General features: G+C 51.3%; 18 protein-coding genes. 9 read left to right on the forward strand and 9 right to left on the reverse strand.

Annotated features, from left to right (window positions below):
* Positions 1-141: 141 nt before the first annotated feature.
* Complete coding sequence (locus ACFQI7_RS09495; RefSeq protein WP_218099526.1) at positions 142-1,077, reverse strand: LysR family transcriptional regulator; 936 nt, start codon at positions 1,075-1,077, stop codon at positions 142-144.
* Positions 1,078-1,220: 143 nt separating this feature from the next.
* On the opposite strand from ACFQI7_RS09495, the gene ACFQI7_RS09500 reads away from it, so the two are divergent.
* Positions 1,221-2,258 carry a YeiH family protein gene (locus ACFQI7_RS09500; protein ID WP_218099652.1) on the forward strand — a complete coding sequence of 346 codons (1,038 nt, stop codon included), beginning with the start codon at positions 1,221-1,223 and terminating at the stop codon, positions 2,256-2,258.
* A gap of 114 nt (positions 2,259-2,372) precedes the next feature.
* On the opposite strand, the gene ACFQI7_RS09505 is transcribed toward ACFQI7_RS09500, so the two are convergent.
* Positions 2,373-2,765 (reverse strand): phosphotransferase, encoded by a 393-nt coding sequence (locus tag ACFQI7_RS09505; protein ID WP_218099527.1) that lies wholly within the window; start codon positions 2,763-2,765, stop codon positions 2,373-2,375.
* Between the two features lie 230 nt (positions 2,766-2,995).
* Here ACFQI7_RS09505 and ACFQI7_RS09510 point away from each other — a divergent pair, with 230 nt between their 5' ends.
* The 6 genes from ACFQI7_RS09510 (at position 2,996) to ACFQI7_RS09535 (ending at position 8,958) form a co-directional block, all read left to right on the forward strand.
* Positions 2,996-4,570: a helix-turn-helix domain-containing protein gene (locus ACFQI7_RS09510; RefSeq protein ID WP_218099528.1), complete on the forward strand. Its 1,575-nt coding sequence runs from the start codon at positions 2,996-2,998 to the stop codon at positions 4,568-4,570.
* Positions 4,571-4,705: 135 nt separating this feature from the next.
* The gene (locus ACFQI7_RS09515) at positions 4,706-5,272 is read left to right on the forward strand and encodes a nitroreductase family protein (RefSeq protein WP_218099529.1); all 567 of its coding nucleotides are present in this window, start codon (positions 4,706-4,708) and stop codon (positions 5,270-5,272) included.
* A gap of 14 nt (positions 5,273-5,286) precedes the next feature.
* Positions 5,287-6,240 carry an ABC transporter permease gene (locus tag ACFQI7_RS09520; protein ID WP_218099530.1) on the forward strand — a complete coding sequence of 318 codons (954 nt, stop codon included), beginning with the start codon at positions 5,287-5,289 and terminating at the stop codon, positions 6,238-6,240.
* Entirely contained in the window at positions 6,230-7,177 is a 948-nt protein-coding gene (locus ACFQI7_RS09525) for an iron chelate uptake ABC transporter family permease subunit (RefSeq protein ID WP_218099531.1), read from the forward strand. The genes ACFQI7_RS09520 and ACFQI7_RS09525 overlap by 11 nt, the downstream gene beginning before the upstream one ends.
* Positions 7,174-7,932, forward strand: a complete 759-nt coding sequence (locus ACFQI7_RS09530; protein ID WP_218099532.1) for an iron ABC transporter ATP-binding protein — start codon at positions 7,174-7,176, stop codon at positions 7,930-7,932. The genes ACFQI7_RS09525 and ACFQI7_RS09530 overlap by 4 nt, the downstream gene beginning before the upstream one ends.
* Before the next feature lie 42 nt (positions 7,933-7,974).
* Positions 7,975-8,958 carry a siderophore ABC transporter substrate-binding protein gene (locus ACFQI7_RS09535; RefSeq protein ID WP_218099533.1) on the forward strand — a complete coding sequence of 328 codons (984 nt, stop codon included), beginning with the start codon at positions 7,975-7,977 and terminating at the stop codon, positions 8,956-8,958.
* A gap of 78 nt (positions 8,959-9,036) precedes the next feature.
* On the opposite strand, the gene ACFQI7_RS09540 is transcribed toward ACFQI7_RS09535, so the two are convergent.
* The 4 genes from ACFQI7_RS09540 to serS all read right to left on the reverse strand — a co-directional run bounded on the left by ACFQI7_RS09540 (position 9,037) and on the right by serS (position 12,552).
* Positions 9,037-9,693 carry a hypothetical protein gene (locus ACFQI7_RS09540; protein WP_218099534.1) on the reverse strand — a complete coding sequence of 219 codons (657 nt, stop codon included), beginning with the start codon at positions 9,691-9,693 and terminating at the stop codon, positions 9,037-9,039.
* Positions 9,694-9,873: 180 nt separating this feature from the next.
* Positions 9,874-10,572, reverse strand: a complete 699-nt coding sequence (locus ACFQI7_RS09545; protein ID WP_218099535.1) for a class I SAM-dependent methyltransferase — start codon at positions 10,570-10,572, stop codon at positions 9,874-9,876.
* Between the two features lie 120 nt (positions 10,573-10,692).
* Entirely contained in the window at positions 10,693-11,151 is a 459-nt protein-coding gene (locus ACFQI7_RS09550; protein ID WP_218099536.1) for an NUDIX hydrolase, read from the reverse strand.
* Positions 11,152-11,268: 117 nt separating this feature from the next.
* Positions 11,269-12,552, reverse strand: a complete 1,284-nt coding sequence (gene serS / locus ACFQI7_RS09555; protein WP_218099537.1) for a serine--tRNA ligase — start codon at positions 12,550-12,552, stop codon at positions 11,269-11,271.
* A gap of 251 nt (positions 12,553-12,803) precedes the next feature.
* Between serS and ACFQI7_RS09560 the strand changes: the two genes are divergently transcribed.
* Together ACFQI7_RS09560 and ACFQI7_RS09565 are read left to right on the forward strand one after the other, a co-directional pair.
* Positions 12,804-12,977, forward strand: coding sequence for a glycosyl hydrolase-related protein (locus ACFQI7_RS09560; RefSeq protein WP_218099538.1), 174 nt, complete (start codon positions 12,804-12,806; stop codon positions 12,975-12,977).
* 265 nt (positions 12,978-13,242) lie between these two features.
* Complete coding sequence (locus ACFQI7_RS09565) at positions 13,243-14,442, forward strand: MFS transporter (RefSeq protein WP_218099539.1); 1,200 nt, start codon at positions 13,243-13,245, stop codon at positions 14,440-14,442.
* A 153-nt stretch (positions 14,443-14,595) separates the two neighbouring features.
* On the opposite strand, the gene ACFQI7_RS09570 is transcribed toward ACFQI7_RS09565, so the two are convergent.
* The 3 genes from ACFQI7_RS09570 to ACFQI7_RS09580 all read right to left on the reverse strand — a co-directional run bounded on the left by ACFQI7_RS09570 (position 14,596) and on the right by ACFQI7_RS09580 (position 17,675).
* A complete protein-coding gene (locus ACFQI7_RS09570) occupies positions 14,596-15,096 on the reverse strand; it encodes a hypothetical protein (RefSeq protein WP_218099540.1) in 501 nt (166 codons plus the stop codon).
* 201 nt (positions 15,097-15,297) lie between these two features.
* Positions 15,298-15,795 (reverse strand): hypothetical protein, encoded by a 498-nt coding sequence (locus tag ACFQI7_RS09575; protein WP_218099541.1) that lies wholly within the window; start codon positions 15,793-15,795, stop codon positions 15,298-15,300.
* A 110-nt stretch (positions 15,796-15,905) separates the two neighbouring features.
* Positions 15,906-17,675 carry an ABC transporter ATP-binding protein gene (locus ACFQI7_RS09580; protein WP_218099542.1) on the reverse strand — a complete coding sequence of 590 codons (1,770 nt, stop codon included), beginning with the start codon at positions 17,673-17,675 and terminating at the stop codon, positions 15,906-15,908.
* Positions 17,676-17,702 lie beyond the last annotated feature (27 nt).

The following is a 17,702-nucleotide window of genomic DNA, read 5'->3' on the forward strand; positions in this document are numbered from 1 at the left end:
GATCAGCTTGTTTCGGGTAAATGATGCCGATCTATCCATCCTCGCTTACAGGTTGTTAGCAAGTGTATACAGAAGCAGCAGGCAAACCGATCAGCATGATGGGTTGCCTGCTCTTTTTTTAGCACCGATCCGGTTCCTCCCCTATATATCCTCATCAGAATGACCGCTGCCGTTACCTCCTTGCTGATCTAGCGAAGCCATATGCTGCACGGTCAGCTCGCAGAAAAGTTCCATCGCTTTCGTATAGAACGGCGTTTCCTGCCGGATCAATGAAAATTTCCGAATATACGGAGTTCCCCGTACTTTAACGGTGCATAACGAGCCTAGCGCAAGCTCTTTGCGTATCGTCCATTTGGACAGCAAGGTGACGCCAAGGCCCGCTTCCACTGCTTCCTTGATGATTTGCGTGCTTCCGAACTCGAGCACATGCATCGGAACCATTTGAAAGGCCGCGAACAAGTTGTCCGCGGCTTCTCTTGTCCCGGAACCGGCTTCACGTACAATCCACGTCTTGCTCTGCAAATCTTGCACCGTCACTTCGCCCTGCTGTGCCCATCGGCCCCGGGTGGAGGAGATGATGAACATCGCATCATCCGCGAACGGCTCCAAGCGAAGCTGAGGCTGGCGAACTTCGCCTTCGACAATGCCTACATCGAGCAAGCGGCCGCTGACTTTTTCCGCGATTTCTTTCGTATTTCCTATGGTAATCATCGGATGGATTTCCGGATACTTTCGCTTCAGCTCTGCAATAATATGAGGAAGCACATATTCTCCGAACGTATAGCTTGCGCCGATCGCAAGGTTGCCGCTGGCTTTATTCGACAAGTCGTCCACCAGGTTCTGCATCCGGGTATGCAGGCCAATGATTTCTTTGGCGTGGTGGTAAACGATTTCACCGGCCTTCGTCAGCCGGACATACTTATTACTCCGGTCAAGCAGTCTGGCTCCGACGGTTTGCTCCAGCAAGCGGATGTATTGGCTGACCGCGGGCTGCGTCATATGAAGCTGCTCGGCGGCACGCGAGAAATTTTCCATTTCGGCCACGGTGACGAAGACATGCAGATGCTGATCCGCCATATCAAAACTCCTTTTTGCAGCTCGTGTATATGAAATTACTTATGATCATCATCATAATGATTTATTTCCCTTATTTCAATATGACGACTATGCTGTAGGAGAAGCAAATGAGGGGGATGAACATATTGGCCACAGGAAAAACAATGCAGCTGACAGAGAAGAAACGGTGGGAAGGAGACGGGATTCACCGCGCTTCCTCCGTATGGCCCTGGGCAGGCGGAATCGCCTTTACTTTCGTTATCGCCTGGATCGGTTACGGCTTATCCCGCTTGCCCGGTCCCGATCACGTCGGGCAGCTTGCTTGCGCGATTCTGATTGCCGTTGCCTACAGGCAGTTGTTCGGATATCCCGATGCAATCCGTACCGGTATTCAATTCGCTTCCAAAAAACTGCTGCGATACGCCATCATTTTATATGGATTGAAATTAAATATGACCGTCGTGTTCCAGCAGGGCTTGGGCTTACTGCTCCGCGATGCGGGAGTCATCGTGTTCTCTATCACGTTAACCATGCTGCTGGCGAAATGGTTGAAGGCGGAAAAGTCGGTATCGCTGCTGCTCGGCATCGGAACCGGCATCTGCGGCGCAGCCGCGATCGCGGCGGTATCGCCGATCGTCAAAGCGAAGGAAGAGGATACGGCGATCGGTGTCGGGATCATTGCGCTCGTCGGAACGTTATTTGCCATTGGTTACACGATACTGTTACCGCTGCTGCCGATGGCGCCAGTGCCATACGGCGTATGGTCGGGCACCAGCCTTCACGAAATCGCGCATGTGGCGCTGGCCGCGGCGCCGGCCGGGGAGGACGCTCTGGCGATGGGGCTTCTCGCCAAGCTCGGGCGCGTGTTTCTGTTAGTCCCGCTATGTTTCATTCTCATGTACTGGATGAAACGCAAGGATGTGGAGGCTTCAGGTGCGAAAGTGGAATTCCCATGGTTTCTGGGTGGGTTTTTGCTTATGAGTTTGCTTGGAAGCTACGTGTTCGGCCGCTATATCGCAATGCCGTCCAGCGTGATGAATCATGTTTCCGACGCGACGACATTTCTTCTCACGATGGCAATGACGGGACTCGGGCTCAATGTAAGCTTGCGCGATTTGTACACGAGAGCGCTGCGTCCGCTGATAGCGATGTGCATTACATCAATGCTATTGTCAGTAATTACGTACTTCATGCTGGCATAAGCGATGCGTTTAACAGGGGCTGTCCCTACTAGACTGACATAGAACGAGGCACGTGTTTCGACGGCGCATAGTCGATGTCAGTCCTCTTGGGGATTGCCCCATACTTTGATAGGGCTATATTTTGTGGACGAGCAACTGGATTTCGATCTGTACCGTTTTCCGCAAATGGTCATGGTAACGGCCCCAATTCCCCTGGCTGTCCCGACGGTTGTATTTGTATCGCCGCGCTAACCTTCTGGTGCCGATCCATAATGCCCATAGGTCAATTTCTACTTGATCTTCGTACGATAGTTCCCTCACTTCGTTGTATCCCGCGGCTAGGGAGCGGAAGCCCAGACGATCGTGATGATACTGGCCGTCATGCAGCTTGAAATGCCCCAAATCATACAGCGGACTGCTTCCCTGGATCTCGCCAAAGTCAATGATCCCCGTGTATGTCCCATGATGCGCGAAAATATGATCATCGTCAAAATCGCCATGGACTAAGCGGGGGGCGTGCCATTCCACCGTCTACGCTTACTTGATTGATAAGGGGGATTTGTTTTCCTGCGCCGTACTTACAAGCAAGCCTAAGAAGGTACTCTCTGCCAGGACATAGCCCCACGTTTGAAAGGGCATTCTCCACCTCGAGTCCGAGATGCGCTGACTAGAGACGGAAAATATATATATTGACAATGAGAATCATTATCATTTAAAATGCCCTTATTGGAATTTAACAATCAAGGGTGTGAAACGGTATGGGTTCGCTCGAACTTTCCGGAGGGCTGGCCTTGCAATATTCGGACACGCAGGAATATAAGATGGATAGCCGATACGGCGTAGTGATAGCGAATGAGCCGTATGGCGCCTTCGGATTCGTCATGAAAGGCTCCGTTAAAGTAACTTTGGAAGCGGAAAGCAGGGGACGCACCGGAAAAGCAGCGTACGGCGAAGTATTCTACGTTCCTCCGCATTGCCGATGTACGATGCAAAGCAGCGACAAGCAAACATGCCATGTCATGATGATCCGCTTTTATTTCTCGGGGAGAGAGCCATCCGAATCTTCGTCCTTGGAAATGTCCGCTTTGCTTGGCCGTACGGACGAGCTGCGGCTTCACCGCTTTCGAATGCCTCGGGTCCGCAGTTGGGCGCAGGATTTGTTGAGTAACCGGTCCGGAGAGGACCCGTCCTTTTATTATCTAGTGCACTCCTATTTGTACGTGATCGCGGCGGAGTTCATGGCGCACCTGACCAAATCGAAGGATAAAGACGTCGACTTGACCGACTACGTGCTCCAAATTAAGCAGCACATGCTGGAACATAGCGATGCGCCGATGGATATCGAAGAGATCGCCCGTTTGTCGGGGGCAAGTCCCGCTAGATTTTATCAAGTATTCAAACAGCATACCGGACTCAGTCCGCTGCAGTTTATCACGATGGCCAAATTGAACGAGTCGCTTCGGCTGCTCGCGAGCTCGACGTTGTCCGTTACGGAGGCAGCCCAAGCGGTCGGTTATCCGGACCCGCTCTATTTCAGCCGGCTGTTCAAGAAGCATATGGGCCTCACGCCTACCGACTACGCGGTCTTAGCCAAAAAGCGGGTAGCCAATCTATGCCCTGTCTTCCGGGGGGATTTGGCCGTACTCGGCATCACACCGGTGCTCGAGCTGCCGCGTGAATGGTACGACGCTCCCGATAAAGACAAATTCGTAAAGCAGATCGAATACTGCCGGCCTGAGCTGATATTTACGGCGCCGGTGCCGGACGAATTGTATGCCACATTGTCTCAACTGTGCCCGGTCGTCATGATTACTTGGAAAGGGTATCCGTGGAAAGCACGTTTGCGCGAAATCGGCGGGGTTCTCCACATGCCGACCGTGGTGGAGCGATGGCTGTCCTATTTCGAAATGAAGCTCGACTATGCGCGTTATCACATTCGCCGTCATCTGGACAGTAACCCGTATCTGGTCGTGAGCGTGTTCGAGCCTTTTTACCGCGTATACGGCACGCAGCGGATCAAAATGAGCGACTTGTTCTACGGGGAGCTGCATATTATGCCGCCGGTGTCGGCACAGCAAATCAGCTTCCTCGACACCCCTTCGTTCGAAGAAGTGGCGGAGCTGGACTGCGACGGGATTTTGTTGCTGGTGCCTGCATCGATTACCGACGACGCCTGCATCAAACTGGAGGAAGAGTGGCTTCGGCTTAAGCGGCATCGGCCCAGAAAGCACTGCATCATCATTCGGCACGAAGAGCCGCTATTATACAACGCGTCTTTTTACGAGGGTTTAATCGATCAATTCGTTAATACATTGCTCATTTACGGAAATTAAGAAATGTCCATATCGTTTACAGGAATGTCTATTCCAGAGCCTCTTAATTTGTGTAAAATAATGAGTGGTAATGATAATGATTATCAATTTCGTTTGCACGAAAGAAGAAAAATACATAAAGAGGGAGCAATTCGAATGGAACTAGCCCGAGTCATAAAAGAAAGACGTTCCGTGCATCAATTCGAAGACCGCCCCGTGCCGATCGAATTGGTCAAGGAGCTGCTGGATACAGCGGTATGGGTGCCGAACCATAAGCTGACGCAGCCATGGCGATTCGTTCTTGTTCACGGCGAAGGACGCCGAAGACTGGCCGAGATCAGCCGCGCAGGTGCGGAGAAGAGAGAGAAAGATCCGGAGAAGCGTCAGGAGTTCGGCCAAAGGTTTTACGACCGGTTCATGTCCGTCCCGTTGTTCGTGGCGGTCGTCATGAAGGAAAACACGCATCCGGTCACATGGGAAGAAGATTACGCATCGACCAGCTGCATCATTCATAATTTTAGTCTTCTTGCATGGGAGCAAGGCATCGGACTTGTCTGGGAAACGTACCCGCTGCTGCATTCGCCGGAATTTCGCGAAGCGCTCGGCGTCGGCCCGGGGGAGAAAATCGTCGGCAGCCTGCATGTAGGCTATCCGAGCAAAATACCGGCAGCGCAGCCGCGCATACCGGCCGATCAAATGATGACCGTGATTGACAGTGCTTAGGTGGGATTAACGGAATGAAGCTTAAATATTTGGCCGTTTTACTAATCATTTTGTCCGTGGCCTCGATTTTTATCGGGGTCAAAGATATTAAGCCTTGGGATATATTCAAGCTGAGCCAAGACCAGCTGGAGGTACTGATCATCAGCAGGTTTCCGCGACTGATCAGCATTATTATCGCAGGCGTCAGCATGGGCGTAGTCGGGCTCATTATGCAGCAGCTCAGCCGCAACAAGTTCGTCTCGCCGACTACGGGAGGGACCGACGACTCCGCCAGATTGGGCATCCTCGTCTCCTTGACGTTGTTCACTTCCGCAACGCCGATGCAAAAGATGCTGGTCGCTTTCGTATTTGCCTTGGCCGGCACATTCGTTTTCATGAAAATACTGGACAAAGTGAAATACAAGGACGCCATCTTCATTCCGCTGGTCGGCTTGATGTTCGGGAATATCGTGACTTCGTTTTCGACCTTTTTCGCTTATAAGTACGACCTGATTCAAAGTCTTTCCTCTTGGCAGCAAGGGAACTTCGCTTTGACGATGAAAGGACGCTACGAGCTGCTGTATATCAGTATTCCGGTTGTCGTCATCGCTTACCTGTACGCCAACCGGTTCACGATTGCCGGGATGGGAGAAGAGTTCTCGGTCAATCTCGGGCTGAATTACAGGCAGGTCGTCAATATCGGCCTTGTCATCATCGCCCTGGTATCTTCCGTCGTGATGCTTACGGTCGGGACGATCCCGTTTCTCGGGCTCATCATTCCGAACATCGTCACCTTGTATCACGGCGATAATTTAAAGCGGAACCTTCCGCACACCGCTATGCTGGGAGCCGTATTCGTCTTGTTTTGCGACATACTGGGGCGGGTCATCATTTACCCGTTTGAAATTCCGATCGGCCTGACCGTCGGGGTAATAGGAAGCGGAATTTTTCTTTACTTGTTGATGAGGAGAAAGGCATATGACGCATAAGGCAAAGATCGGTACCCTGTCCATACTCGCGCTCATCGTCATTGCCGTCTTCCTGTTTATCGATATTGGCGACAACTGGAGCTACGTGCTTTCGAGAAGAGGTTGGAAAGTCGCGGCGATGGTGCTGACCGGAGCTTGTATTGCATTCTCGACGGTCATCTTTCAGACGATTACGAACAACCGGATTTTAACGCCGAACATCATCGGACTCGATTCGATGTATATGCTGGCACAGACCGGCGTCGTCTACGTATTCGGCTCGTCCACCAAGCTGCTGGTCGACAACAATTTGAATTTTGCCCTGACTCTTTGCTTGATGGTGCTGTTTGCAGGCTTGCTGTACAAGATTATGTTTCGCGGCGAAGGCAACAACGTTTATTACTTGCTGTTGATCGGCATTATTATGGGCACGCTGCTGGGCAGCTTGACCACATTCATGCAAGTGTTGATCGATCCGAACGAGTTTCTCGTGCTGCAAGGCCGCATGTTCGCCAGCTACAACAAAGTGCAAGGGCAGCTAACCGTCATCTGCACGATCGTCGTTATCCTGATCGCCGCTTACTACTCGCGGTTCGCCAAATATATGGACGTTTTGTCGCTCGGGAAAGGGCAGGCCGTCAATCTCGGCGTCGATTACAATTACGTCGTCAAACGGCTGCTGATCATTATCGCGGCGCTCATCTCCGTGTCTACCGCTCTGGTCGGTCCGATTACGTTCCTCGGGCTGCTCGTCGCGAATGTGACGTACCAGTTTATGAAGACGTACCGACATGCTTACTTGATTCCGGCGTCGATCCTGATGAGCATCGTTGCACTGGTCGGCGGACAATTGATTGTGGAGAGAGTATTTACGTTTACGACGACGTTAAGCGTCATTGTGAATCTGGTCGGCGGCGTATACTTCCTATATTTACTGCTGAGGAGCAACAAATCATGATCGAGGTAAGGCAAGTATCCAAACAATACGGCGGCAAGCATGTGGTCGAGAACGTATCGGTCCGGATCGACAAAGGCAAAATTACGTCGTTCATCGGGCCGAACGGAGCGGGTAAGAGCACGCTGCTCTCCATGATCAGCCGGCTGACGACGAAAGATACCGGAGAAGTGCTGATCGACGGCAAAGAAATCGGCAGCTGCAAAAGTTCGGATCTCGCAAAGCAAATATCGATCCTGAAGCAGACGAACTATATCAATGTGCGGCTGACGGTGAGGGAATTGGTGTCCTTCGGGCGGTTCCCGTATTCGCAAGGCAAGCTGACGGCAGAGGACTGGAAACACGTCGATGAAGCGATCGCCTATATGGAGCTGCAGGAAATGCAGCACAAATATTTGGACCAGTTAAGCGGCGGCCAAAACCAACGGGCCTATATCGCCATGGTCATTGCGCAGAACACCGAATACATTTTGCTTGACGAGCCGCTGAACAATTTGGACATGAGACATTCCGTGCAAATTATGAAAGTGCTGCGCCGCCTGGTCGACGAGCTGGGCAAGACGGTCGTTATCGTCATTCATGACATCAACTTCGCTTCCTGCTACTCCGACTACATCGTCGCACTCAAGGACGGCAAAGTCATCAAGGAAGGCTCCACCGATGAGATTATCGATTCGGCGGTGCTCCGCAGCGTCTACGACATGGACATTCCGCTCGAGACGATCAATGGAAACAAGATTTGCATTTATTTCAAATAAATGAGCTGTTTGATTCAAAAAAATAGGAAAAGGTGGTCCAACATGAAAAAGATAGTATCCACGTTACTTCTAGTTTTATGCTTCGCCGTTTTTGCCTCGGCTTGCGGCACGAGCGGCACGACTCCGTCGAACGGTGCGGCACCCGCTTCCGGCGGCGGCGGCACACCGGCGTCCGAGCCTGCACAGGAATTGACGTTCAAGCATCAGCTCGGCGAGACGAAAGTAAAGAAAAATCCGAAGAAAGTGATCGTATTCGACTTCGGCGCGCTCGACACGCTGGATAAGCTTGGCGTGGAAGTGACGGGCGTAGCGCAAAAGAACCTGCCGCCTTACCTCTCCAAGTACAAAGAGAGCAAATATCAAAATATCGGAACGCTTCAAGAGCCGGATTATGAGAAAATCGCCTCAATCAACCCGGATCTGATCCTCATCTCCGGCCGCCAGCAAACCGCTTATCCGGAACTGAGCAAGCTTGCGCCTACGCTGTATGTCGGTGTTGACAACAGTAAATATATGGATTCCTTCAAAGAAAACATGAAGCGCCTCGGACAAATTTTCGGCAAAGAATCGGCCGTCGATGCGGAGCTTGCCAAAATCGAGCAAACCGTCAAAGACGTGAAAGCAAAAGCTACGTCCAGCGGCAAAAACGCACTGGTCATTCTCGCTAACGAAGGAACGATCAGCGCATTCGGACCGGGTTCCCGTTTCGGACTTGTCCATGATGTGCTGGGCATTGCACCGGTCGATAAAAATTTGGAAGTGTCCACACACGGGCAAAGCATTTCTTTCGAATTCATCGCACAAAAAAACCCGGATTACTTGTTCGTCATCGACCGGGGAGCTGCTGTAGGCGATGCGGCAAAAACCGGCGCCAAATCGCTCGTTGAAAACGAGCTTGTAAAGAAAACGAAAGCTTTTGCAAACGGCAATATCGTTTATCTGGATGCGAATTACTGGTATCTTTCCGGCGGCGGGCTTGTCTCGTCCGGCGAGATGATCAACCAGGTGGCAAAAGGCTTCAAATAAGGAGCTGTTCGATTGCCGCAAACAATCCAAGCCTGTCCTCCGACAAGAGGGCAGGCTTTTTTCATGTGCATGCGATTATTATTTCTGGTTCTCTTTCCAAAAGGCTGCATACAGCAGAAGAGATAAATCGGCGATGAAAATGAAGATAATGTAGGGGAGATAGCGGATCTGATACCATAATGCCATCATGAGAAACGATACAATCAATACGATTAATATCGTTATATTCATTCCATTCATTCTTACTTTTGTCGCGCGGGCTGGGGAGACGAACGTAAGTCCGAGCCGGTTGTGCTTTAACAAGTAAGCCAGACCGATATACGCAGCAGCGCTCACGGTCTGAATGCAGTAGGCGGTTACGCTCGTATTGGACATTTCACGGAAGGAATACCATCCAAGCCAATCGGGGACGAAAATAATGATCGCTTGAACGAGGCCGTATCCGACATAAGCCAATACCCCCATGAATGCGCACCAGATCAACGAAATGCTCGATAAAACATAAAACAGCAAAATCAACACAGAAATAAGGAGGATTGGCGCGTAGGCCGCTTCTCCGAAAACATTTCGGACAACCCACGAGATGACCGTTAAAATTGCGGTCAAAAAATAGATGCTGTATTGATAATTTTTGAACTTAAACCGAAACAACCACATCATCATTATGAAAATGGCAAGAAATTCGGCAAAAGAAAACAAAAAGAACAAGAGCATGTCAGTCAAGGTGTAATTCATTTAAAGAAGCCTCGCTATGGTTCATTTGGTTCGCTTAAAAAGTAAACTATATCAGGAAACGGTCGAGTTGACAATGAGTTGGATCATTTTGTAATTTGTTGCCGTCCGACGACGCGCTAGTTTTGTGTCAGTCACGTCGGTCATGATGCGAAGGTGTAAAATGGAGAGGGAGAGAATGGATTACGGTTTATCGAACCAGAGCAGCCTTCTGGTCAACATCTTATGCTTGGGGTGCGTTCTTTCGGCGTTACCAGACGGTTCGTATCCCCATGCGGATAGTTCGTTTTCAAGCTCGCGGGCTTCCTGTCGTTCGCTGTTCGGTCCCAAGATGAGTCTTCCGCCCGGAGCGACATAGTGCTGCAATACATGCTCCAGAAAGGCTCTTCTGCGCTTCTTCGGCACATAACTCAATTCTTTCACGCAGACGAAGTCAAATTTTGGGACGTCAGGAACCCAAGTAAAGGCGTTGCCGACAAAGAAGCGACCTGTCCATTCCGGAAGCCTTTGTTTCGCCAGCTCGATCAAACCTTTGGATATATCGAGCCCATACCATTCAAGCTCGTAAAATCCCAAGCTTTTGGTCCAGCGGTCCAGCGATTCCAGTAAATAGCCATTAGCACAGCCGACGTCTATGAATGTGCCGTTTTTATGGATCGCTTGCAGCAGCATCGCATGGGTTTGGAAATAATGGCGCTCATCCCCGCTGTGACCGGATTGCCCTCTTGGGTTATCCGCGGCTAAATAATGGGCGGTACAAAAGCGGTTGTGCGTCTCAAACCATTGTTCTTCGGTGATGGCTCCGTCATCGAGTAATTTTTGCTGTTCTTCCACGAAGTCGTAAGCCCGGTTAATAATCTTGTGGATCGAGAGATCTTCCATTTTGTGCCTCCTCGTTTGCTTTATAAGTGGGATGCACCTGTAATCATAAGGATTATTTTGGAAAAAGTATAGACTTATTTCCAAACAAAAGCAAAACCGTCCACGTAGGCGGTTATTATTTTATCTGTGATTCCTTAACAGGGCGACGGCCTTTTTTACAGCCCATGCGTGATGTTCATGAAAGAGCAACTCGTCCACTTCATCCGAAACGATCCATTTTAAGTCATGATCGCCGTTAATCGGCTTTTGTACTTTTTTAACAAACCGTGCCATAAAGAAATTTCCGACTTGCAATAAAGGTTCGTTTCGTGGAGTGATAAAATATCTTTGAGCCTTACCGATGTAAGAACCTACGCTTACCTCATACCCTGTTTCCTCTAATAATTCGCGTCGCAGGCATTCTTCAGGCGATTCCCCGGCTTCCATCCCGCCGCCAGGCAAAAAATAATGACCTCGAGTCGTCAGGATCGCCGCAACATGGTGACGATTCACATCGATTATAACGGCATAACATCCTTCTCTTTTCGTATATTCAAGACGGCTGTCTTTCTCGCCAAAAGCCAATGTGTCTTTCAACATCGTCACCTCATAGCATTATGGTATAGATACGGATAAAATGGAGCTGCACTCGCCTCGTTCGAGTCTATAGGTTTGTTGCTTTTAAAAAGAAGGAGCCGGTGTCGGCTCCTTCAATCATTATTGTTGGGCTACAAGCCGTTCAAGCCCGTTTATATAAGGTCGCAGCGCGTGCGGAATGCGGATGGAGCCGTCCTCCTCCTGATGGGTTTCGAGCAGCGGAATCAATATTCGCGGCGAGGCGACGGCCGTATTGTTCAGCGTATGGCAATAAGTTAGTTTACCTTCCGCATCCCGGTAACGTATGTTCGAGCGCCGCGCCTGAAAGTCGAGCAGTGCCGACGACGAATGCGTCTCGCCGTACGCCTGGCGGCTCGGCATCCATGTCTCGATGTCGAACTGCTTGTAGGTCTTCTGCGACATATCGCCGATACAGACCGACATGACGCGGTACGGCAGCTCTAGCAGCTGCAGCAGCTCCTCCGCATGGCCGGTGATTTCATGGAGCATCCGATCCGACTGTTCGAGGCTCGCTTCGCATAAGATCACTTGCTCGACCTTGGCGAACTGGTGAACGCGGTACAAGCCGTGTACATCTCTTCCCGCCGAGCCGATCTCATTGCGGAAACACTGCGAGACGGCTGCGTATTTGCGCGGCTCGCTCAATTCGATCACCTCATCCGCGTGATACGAAACGAGCGGTACTTCCGACGTACCGACCAGCCACTTGTTCTCCTCCGCGATCCGAAATGTCTGCTCCTCTCCGAACGGAAAAAATCCGGTATGGGTCAAAGCTTCGGTGCGCACAAGCAGCGGTACCTCAAGCAGCGTAAACCCTTTGCCGATAAGCAGGTCAAGCGCAAGCTGCTGCACGGCACGGTGGAGCAGGGCGCCGGCTCCTTTGAGATAATAGTTGCGGGTTCCGGCGGTTTTCACCCCGCGCGGAATATCGATCAGATCGTGAAGCTCGCCGAGCGCTACATGATCTTTTGCCGCAAAATCAAACACCGGGGGCTCCCCGAACCGTTTCACTTCTACGTTATCTTGATCCGACCGTCCCGCCGGCGTATCTGGCGAGACTGGATTCGGCACGCGCATCGCCAGCAGCGTGAACTGCCGCTCCGCTTCGGCCAGCTCCGCCTCCACTTGGCTTAATCGGCGAATCGTCTCCTGCACGTCTTGTCTTACTTGCTCCGCCGCCTCCCGGTTTCCTTCACCGATCAATCGGCCGATGTCCCGGGAATGAACGTTTCTTTCCTGACGCAGCGCCTCCGCCTCTTGAAGCAGCTTCCTTCTTCGCTCATCCCAACGCAGCAGTTCGTCGATCGAAAGCGTAATCCCTTTTCCGTCCGCAACCGTTTGTAGCATTTCCCGATGTTGTCTAATAAACTTGATGTCCAGCATGTCACCGCGCTCCTTTTTCGATAAAAATACAAAAAGCGCCCTCATCCGTATGGGACGAGGAGCGCTTATCTCGCGGTGCCACCCAAATTGACCGGACAGCAAGGCACTGTCCAATCCGCTTTCATTCCGCGATAACGGGCGGGTCCGGTTGACTTAGGGGAAACAGGGAATCCCTTGACGAGAACGCCTCCGAGTTGGATGCTCTTCACTGGCATGTTGTCGCTTTGTTATTTTGTAAGAAGTATAGCGGATTGCAAAGCAATATTCAAGCATGTAACATGTCGCGATTGTTCCCGGTCAAGCAAGCGATAGAAACGAATATGCTGGAGGAAGTTTTGCGCCCGGTACACGCTGCATCCGAACGCGTGATTCCGCTCACGTTCCGTCCTTTCGAAATTAAGACGATCCGGCTTTCAATGAAATGAACGGGCGACGATAAACCAAAAAAGCTTGTCAATGACATCAAAACGCGATATGATTTCGTAGACAAAGATTTGATGAACCGGATCGCAACTGGAAACGGAAGCTACAGCGATCAAGCTTTATCGGGATACCGGCTGCGGGGCCCGATGAGGCTTGATTTCGTTTTGTCCAAATGACTGTACGTCGTACGATGAGCTACTAGGACGTCAGATTTGCAGCTTGTTTTTGTGAGTTACATCCGGTTAAGAACAATGTGGAGATGACAACATGGCAAGGGAACAACAGCGACAGGGCGCATCGCTCACCAAAGGTCTCGTTTTTTTAATGGCGGTATCGTGTGGGCTGGCCGTGGCGAATTTGTATTACAATCAGCCGCTGCTGGCTGAAATCGGCAGGACGTTTCAAGCGAGCGACCAAATGACGGGCATGATTTCGATGCTGACTCAGATCGGTTACGCGGTCGGGATGTTTTTGTTTATTCCTTTGGGAGATATCAAAGAGAGACGCGGAATGATCGTTCTTTTACTGCTGGCCGTCGGTGTCGCTTTGGTCGGCGTGGCCGCCGCACAAAATCTCATATGGATGTATGCGGCCAGCATGGCGGTCGGCATCACCACTGTAGCTCCGCAGATGATCGTACCTCTCGCCGCACATCTTGCGGCCCCGGAAGAGCGGGGGAAAGTGATCGGCAACGTGATGAGCGGATTGCTGATCGGGATTTTGCTGGCTCGTACGGTATCCGGCTTGATCGGCGGGATGTTCGGATGGCGGTCGATGTACGTCATTGCGGCGGTGTTAATGTTTGCTCTGGCGTATACACTGCGCCGGAAATTGCCTGCGAGCTATCCGGAGATGCAGCTTTCGTACGGACAGTTGGTCCGATCTATGGGAAGCCTCATTGCAGGGGAGCGCACCTTGCGTGAGGCGGCCATGATCGGCGCGATGATGTTCGGCGCGTTCAGCGTGTTCTGGACGGCGCTGACGTTTTATCTGGAGGGGCCGCATTACGGATACGGGAGCGAAGTTGCCGGATTATTCGGTCTCGTCGGCGTCGCAGGTGCGGCGGCCGCGTCCGTGATCGGGCGGCTGACGGATCGATGGAGCCCCAGGCTCATTGCAGGCATTGCGGTTATTATAGCGCTTTTGTCCTATGCATCGTTTTGGCTGGTCGGTTCGGTACTATGGGGGATGATCATCGGCGTCATTTTACTCGATTTGGGCGTGCAAGGGGTACAAATTACGAATCAGGCCCGCATTTACCGGCTGCAGCCCGAAGCACGAAGCAGAATCAACACGGTGTTCATGGTCAGCTGCTTTGTCGGCGGCGCCGTCGGTTCTTCGATGGGAAGTTATGCCTGGAGCCGATGGGCTTGGGACGGGGTATGCGCAGTAGGCGGAAGCATGGTTTTGCTGGCGTTCGTCTTTTGGCTTTCTTTTCGGGCGGGAACCCGCGGGGAGAAGGGATAGTTCCGAAATGCGAGATTCATATTGGAGGAAGATGGGCTTGCGGCGGCAAGCTCTTTTTTTTTCATTAAAAAAATGCCATGATCAGAAACGTACTCCTATTAAAAAAACAGCCGAACTCGATTCGACTGTTATCCTTGTACCTTCTTGCCGTTTTCAAAAACGGCTGCAATACTGTTTCAATGCAGTAAGCTCAATTTTGTAAAAATCAAGCTTGCCTACCTCCGTACGCTGCATATCGGGAATTTTCGAAAACAACCGCCTCAGCCCGCTATGGCCGCCCGGCCCCCAAAACTGGATTTGCCGAACCGCTGCATTGTCTTCCGAGACGAATGCGGTCAAAAATTTCAATCCCCGCATAAAGAGCGGTGTGCTCCGAAAAGGCTCGCGCAAGAAGGCGACCTCGATCTGGCATACGTCCTGATCCGTAAAGTCATTGGCTCCGGTCCCGTACACGCAGCCGATTGCGCCTTCCAACCGATGCTCCTCTTCGTCAACACAGACGATGACTTTGCCGTGCATGAGCGGACTTGCGATTAAGCAAAGCTTCGTAGCAAAATCGTAAGGCAAATTCAGCTCGCCGTGATGCTCTAACAGTAACGTTAGGTAGTGATCGAACATGGCTCGATAATTGCAGACGGAAAATTGCAAAGACATCTTATTGCTGCGGCTGAACTCTCAAGGTGTCGATTGCTTTGATGGCGGAGTTTATCGAGATGTGGCTTTTTCCATCTTTTTTGAAGATGTTTGGTGGCATTGGTACCATTGTTCTATTCCTCCTTTTTTTGTTAATGGTATTAATATATCATACAATATTTGGCTGAACAATGATTTTATGATCAAAAAGAATTACGGAGTCTAGGAAAATCGATTCAGATAGGCCTGCAGTTTGTCGATATCTGTCCTATATCTAAGCTTATCTTCCTCCACAGCGACAAGATCGGCAATTTTGGGGTACAGTTTGCGCAAGTATTGGTTCTCTGCTTGGGCCAAAAACTGAAATTGGCGCACCTCCGGTTTCTCTTCGCGTATGGTGCGAACCAACTGCTGCAGACCGCGAACAAAGGCGAATGTGTTACGTTTTGCCCGGGCAAGAATGGCCAAATCGACCAGAACCGTATGGGTATCTTCATATTCGCCTTCAGGCGTTCCGTAATAATAACCGACAATCGCGGTCGTTTCTCCTTCCGAATCCGTAACGCGGCCCAAATGTCCCTTGGTCAAGTATCCATACAGCGTCGAGACCGTATCGATCGTCTCAAAATCAAGCCGGAGCTCGAGCCGGTGCTTCAGAAAGAAGATGCTTACTTGGGCGTAATCGTCGTCGCTGGTACATTTCTTAAAATGCAGGGTCATCCTGCCATCCCCCCCCATATTTTTGATTCTTATGTATCCGTTCTTTTGTTCGAGCGGCGTGCGGCGTACGCTGCTCCAATATTTCTATTGGCAGCCGTATGCAGGCTGCTTCAGTACGAGACCTCTCTTGCGTGCAGCTGCAGCTCGCCCCGAGATGACCGGAATCCGGCTTGTTTCTCCCACATGTCGCTATACAGCCCTTTTCGGCCGAGCAGCTCCTCATGCGAGCCGGATTCGACGATTTCCCCATTCCGAAAAACAAAAATCAGGTCGGCATGGATGATGGAAGCTAACCGGTGCGTGACGGAGATGATGGTCGAGCGCCCCTTCAACTGTGCGATCGTCCGGTTAATTTCCGCCTCGGTAGCAAAGTCCAGCGCGGATGTCACTTCGTCCAGAAGCAGCACGCTCGGCTTGCGAAGCAGCGTCCTGGCAATCGATAACCGCTGGCGCTGTCCTCCGGACAGGCTTGCGCCTTCTTGAACGATCGGCGTGTCGTATCCTTCCGGCCAGCTCATGATCGTCTCGTGCATATCGGCTGCCTTTGATGCGGCAATCATTTCGTTTTCCGTCGCATCGGGGCTGCCTAACAGCAAATTATCCTTGACCGTTGCGTTGAAGAGGAACGTATCCTGAAACACGATGCCGACCTGCTCGCGCAAACTGCGCTCGCTCATTTGTTTTACATCGAGGCCGTCGTAGGCTACCCGTCCTTCGCCGGGATCGTAAAACCGCAACAGCAGCTGCAATGCGGTGCTTTTACCGGAACCGCTCGGTCCGACGAACGCCGCGAAGCTGCCGGCTGGAATGGTCAGCGACACGTCTTTTAGAATGTTCTGCACATCCGTATAGCCGAACGTCACATGGTCCATAGCGATTGCATGGGCGAGTGGCGGCATATTCACCGTCAGGTCCGCTTCAACCACAGTGGGCGCATCTTCCATCATTTGATGGACCCGTTCGAAGCTGACGCCGGACGCAATGAAATACGGAATGAGAAAAGACAGATGAAATACCGCCTGACTGACGCTCATAAACAGTGTAAAGAAAGCGATATATCCACCGATGCTGAGCTTGTCTTGAAAAATCAGATAGCCTCCAAAGCCGATCATGATCGCGTTCAGTGCCATAAGGGATGTCATCGGAATGCGTTCCAGCAGTGAGTTCATAAAGCTTCTGCGAAGCCCGAACGTATACAGCGAAAGGATTTGTCTGCGAGCCCGTTCCAGCATTACCTCTTGCAAATGCAGCCCTCTGATCGTCTTATGCCCTTTGAGCGACTCGTCGATTGTGCTTGCGAAATCGCCCTCCGCTTCTTTTACTGAGCGGTTAGCGGTTTCCGCCCGTTTCTGCAGCAGCTTGGGGCCGATGAACAGCAGACTGGATCCGAGCAGCAAGGCGAGCGCGAGTCTCCACTCCAGCGTGAACAGCAGACACAATCCTGCCACGGCCGTAAAGCCTTGCTTGAGCCCAAGCGGAAACGTGGCCCCGACGACCTGTTCGATCGACAGCAAATCGGAGTTAAATCGAGTGGTGATATCGCCTACACGGTACCGGGAATAAAAGTCGATCGACTGCTTCTGAACATGCGTGAACAATTCCGTGCGAAGCGTTTGGAGCATTCGGCCGCTCAGCTTGGCAAGCGTGTAATCGCCTCCGGCGCCTGCGGCGATATTGAGCAAACCGCCGATAAGGAGCAGGGCGAGAATGAAGATAAACGCTTGAACGTCCTTCGGAATGAATGCGGTATCGACCAAATACTTCAAGCTTAACGGAAATGCTACGGCATAGCCGATTTCTACTACGACGCTCGTTGCATACAAAGCGCACAGCAGCTTCAGGGGAGCCAAATAACGGCGCATGATGCGGGTAAAATTCAATGGGATCTCCTACTTTTTTCGTGTAAT

Origin of the sequence: Paenibacillus allorhizosphaerae (assembly GCF_042659105.1) — a bacterium.
Taxonomy (GTDB): Bacteria; Bacillota; Bacilli; order Paenibacillales; family NBRC-103111; genus Paenibacillus_G; species Paenibacillus_G allorhizosphaerae.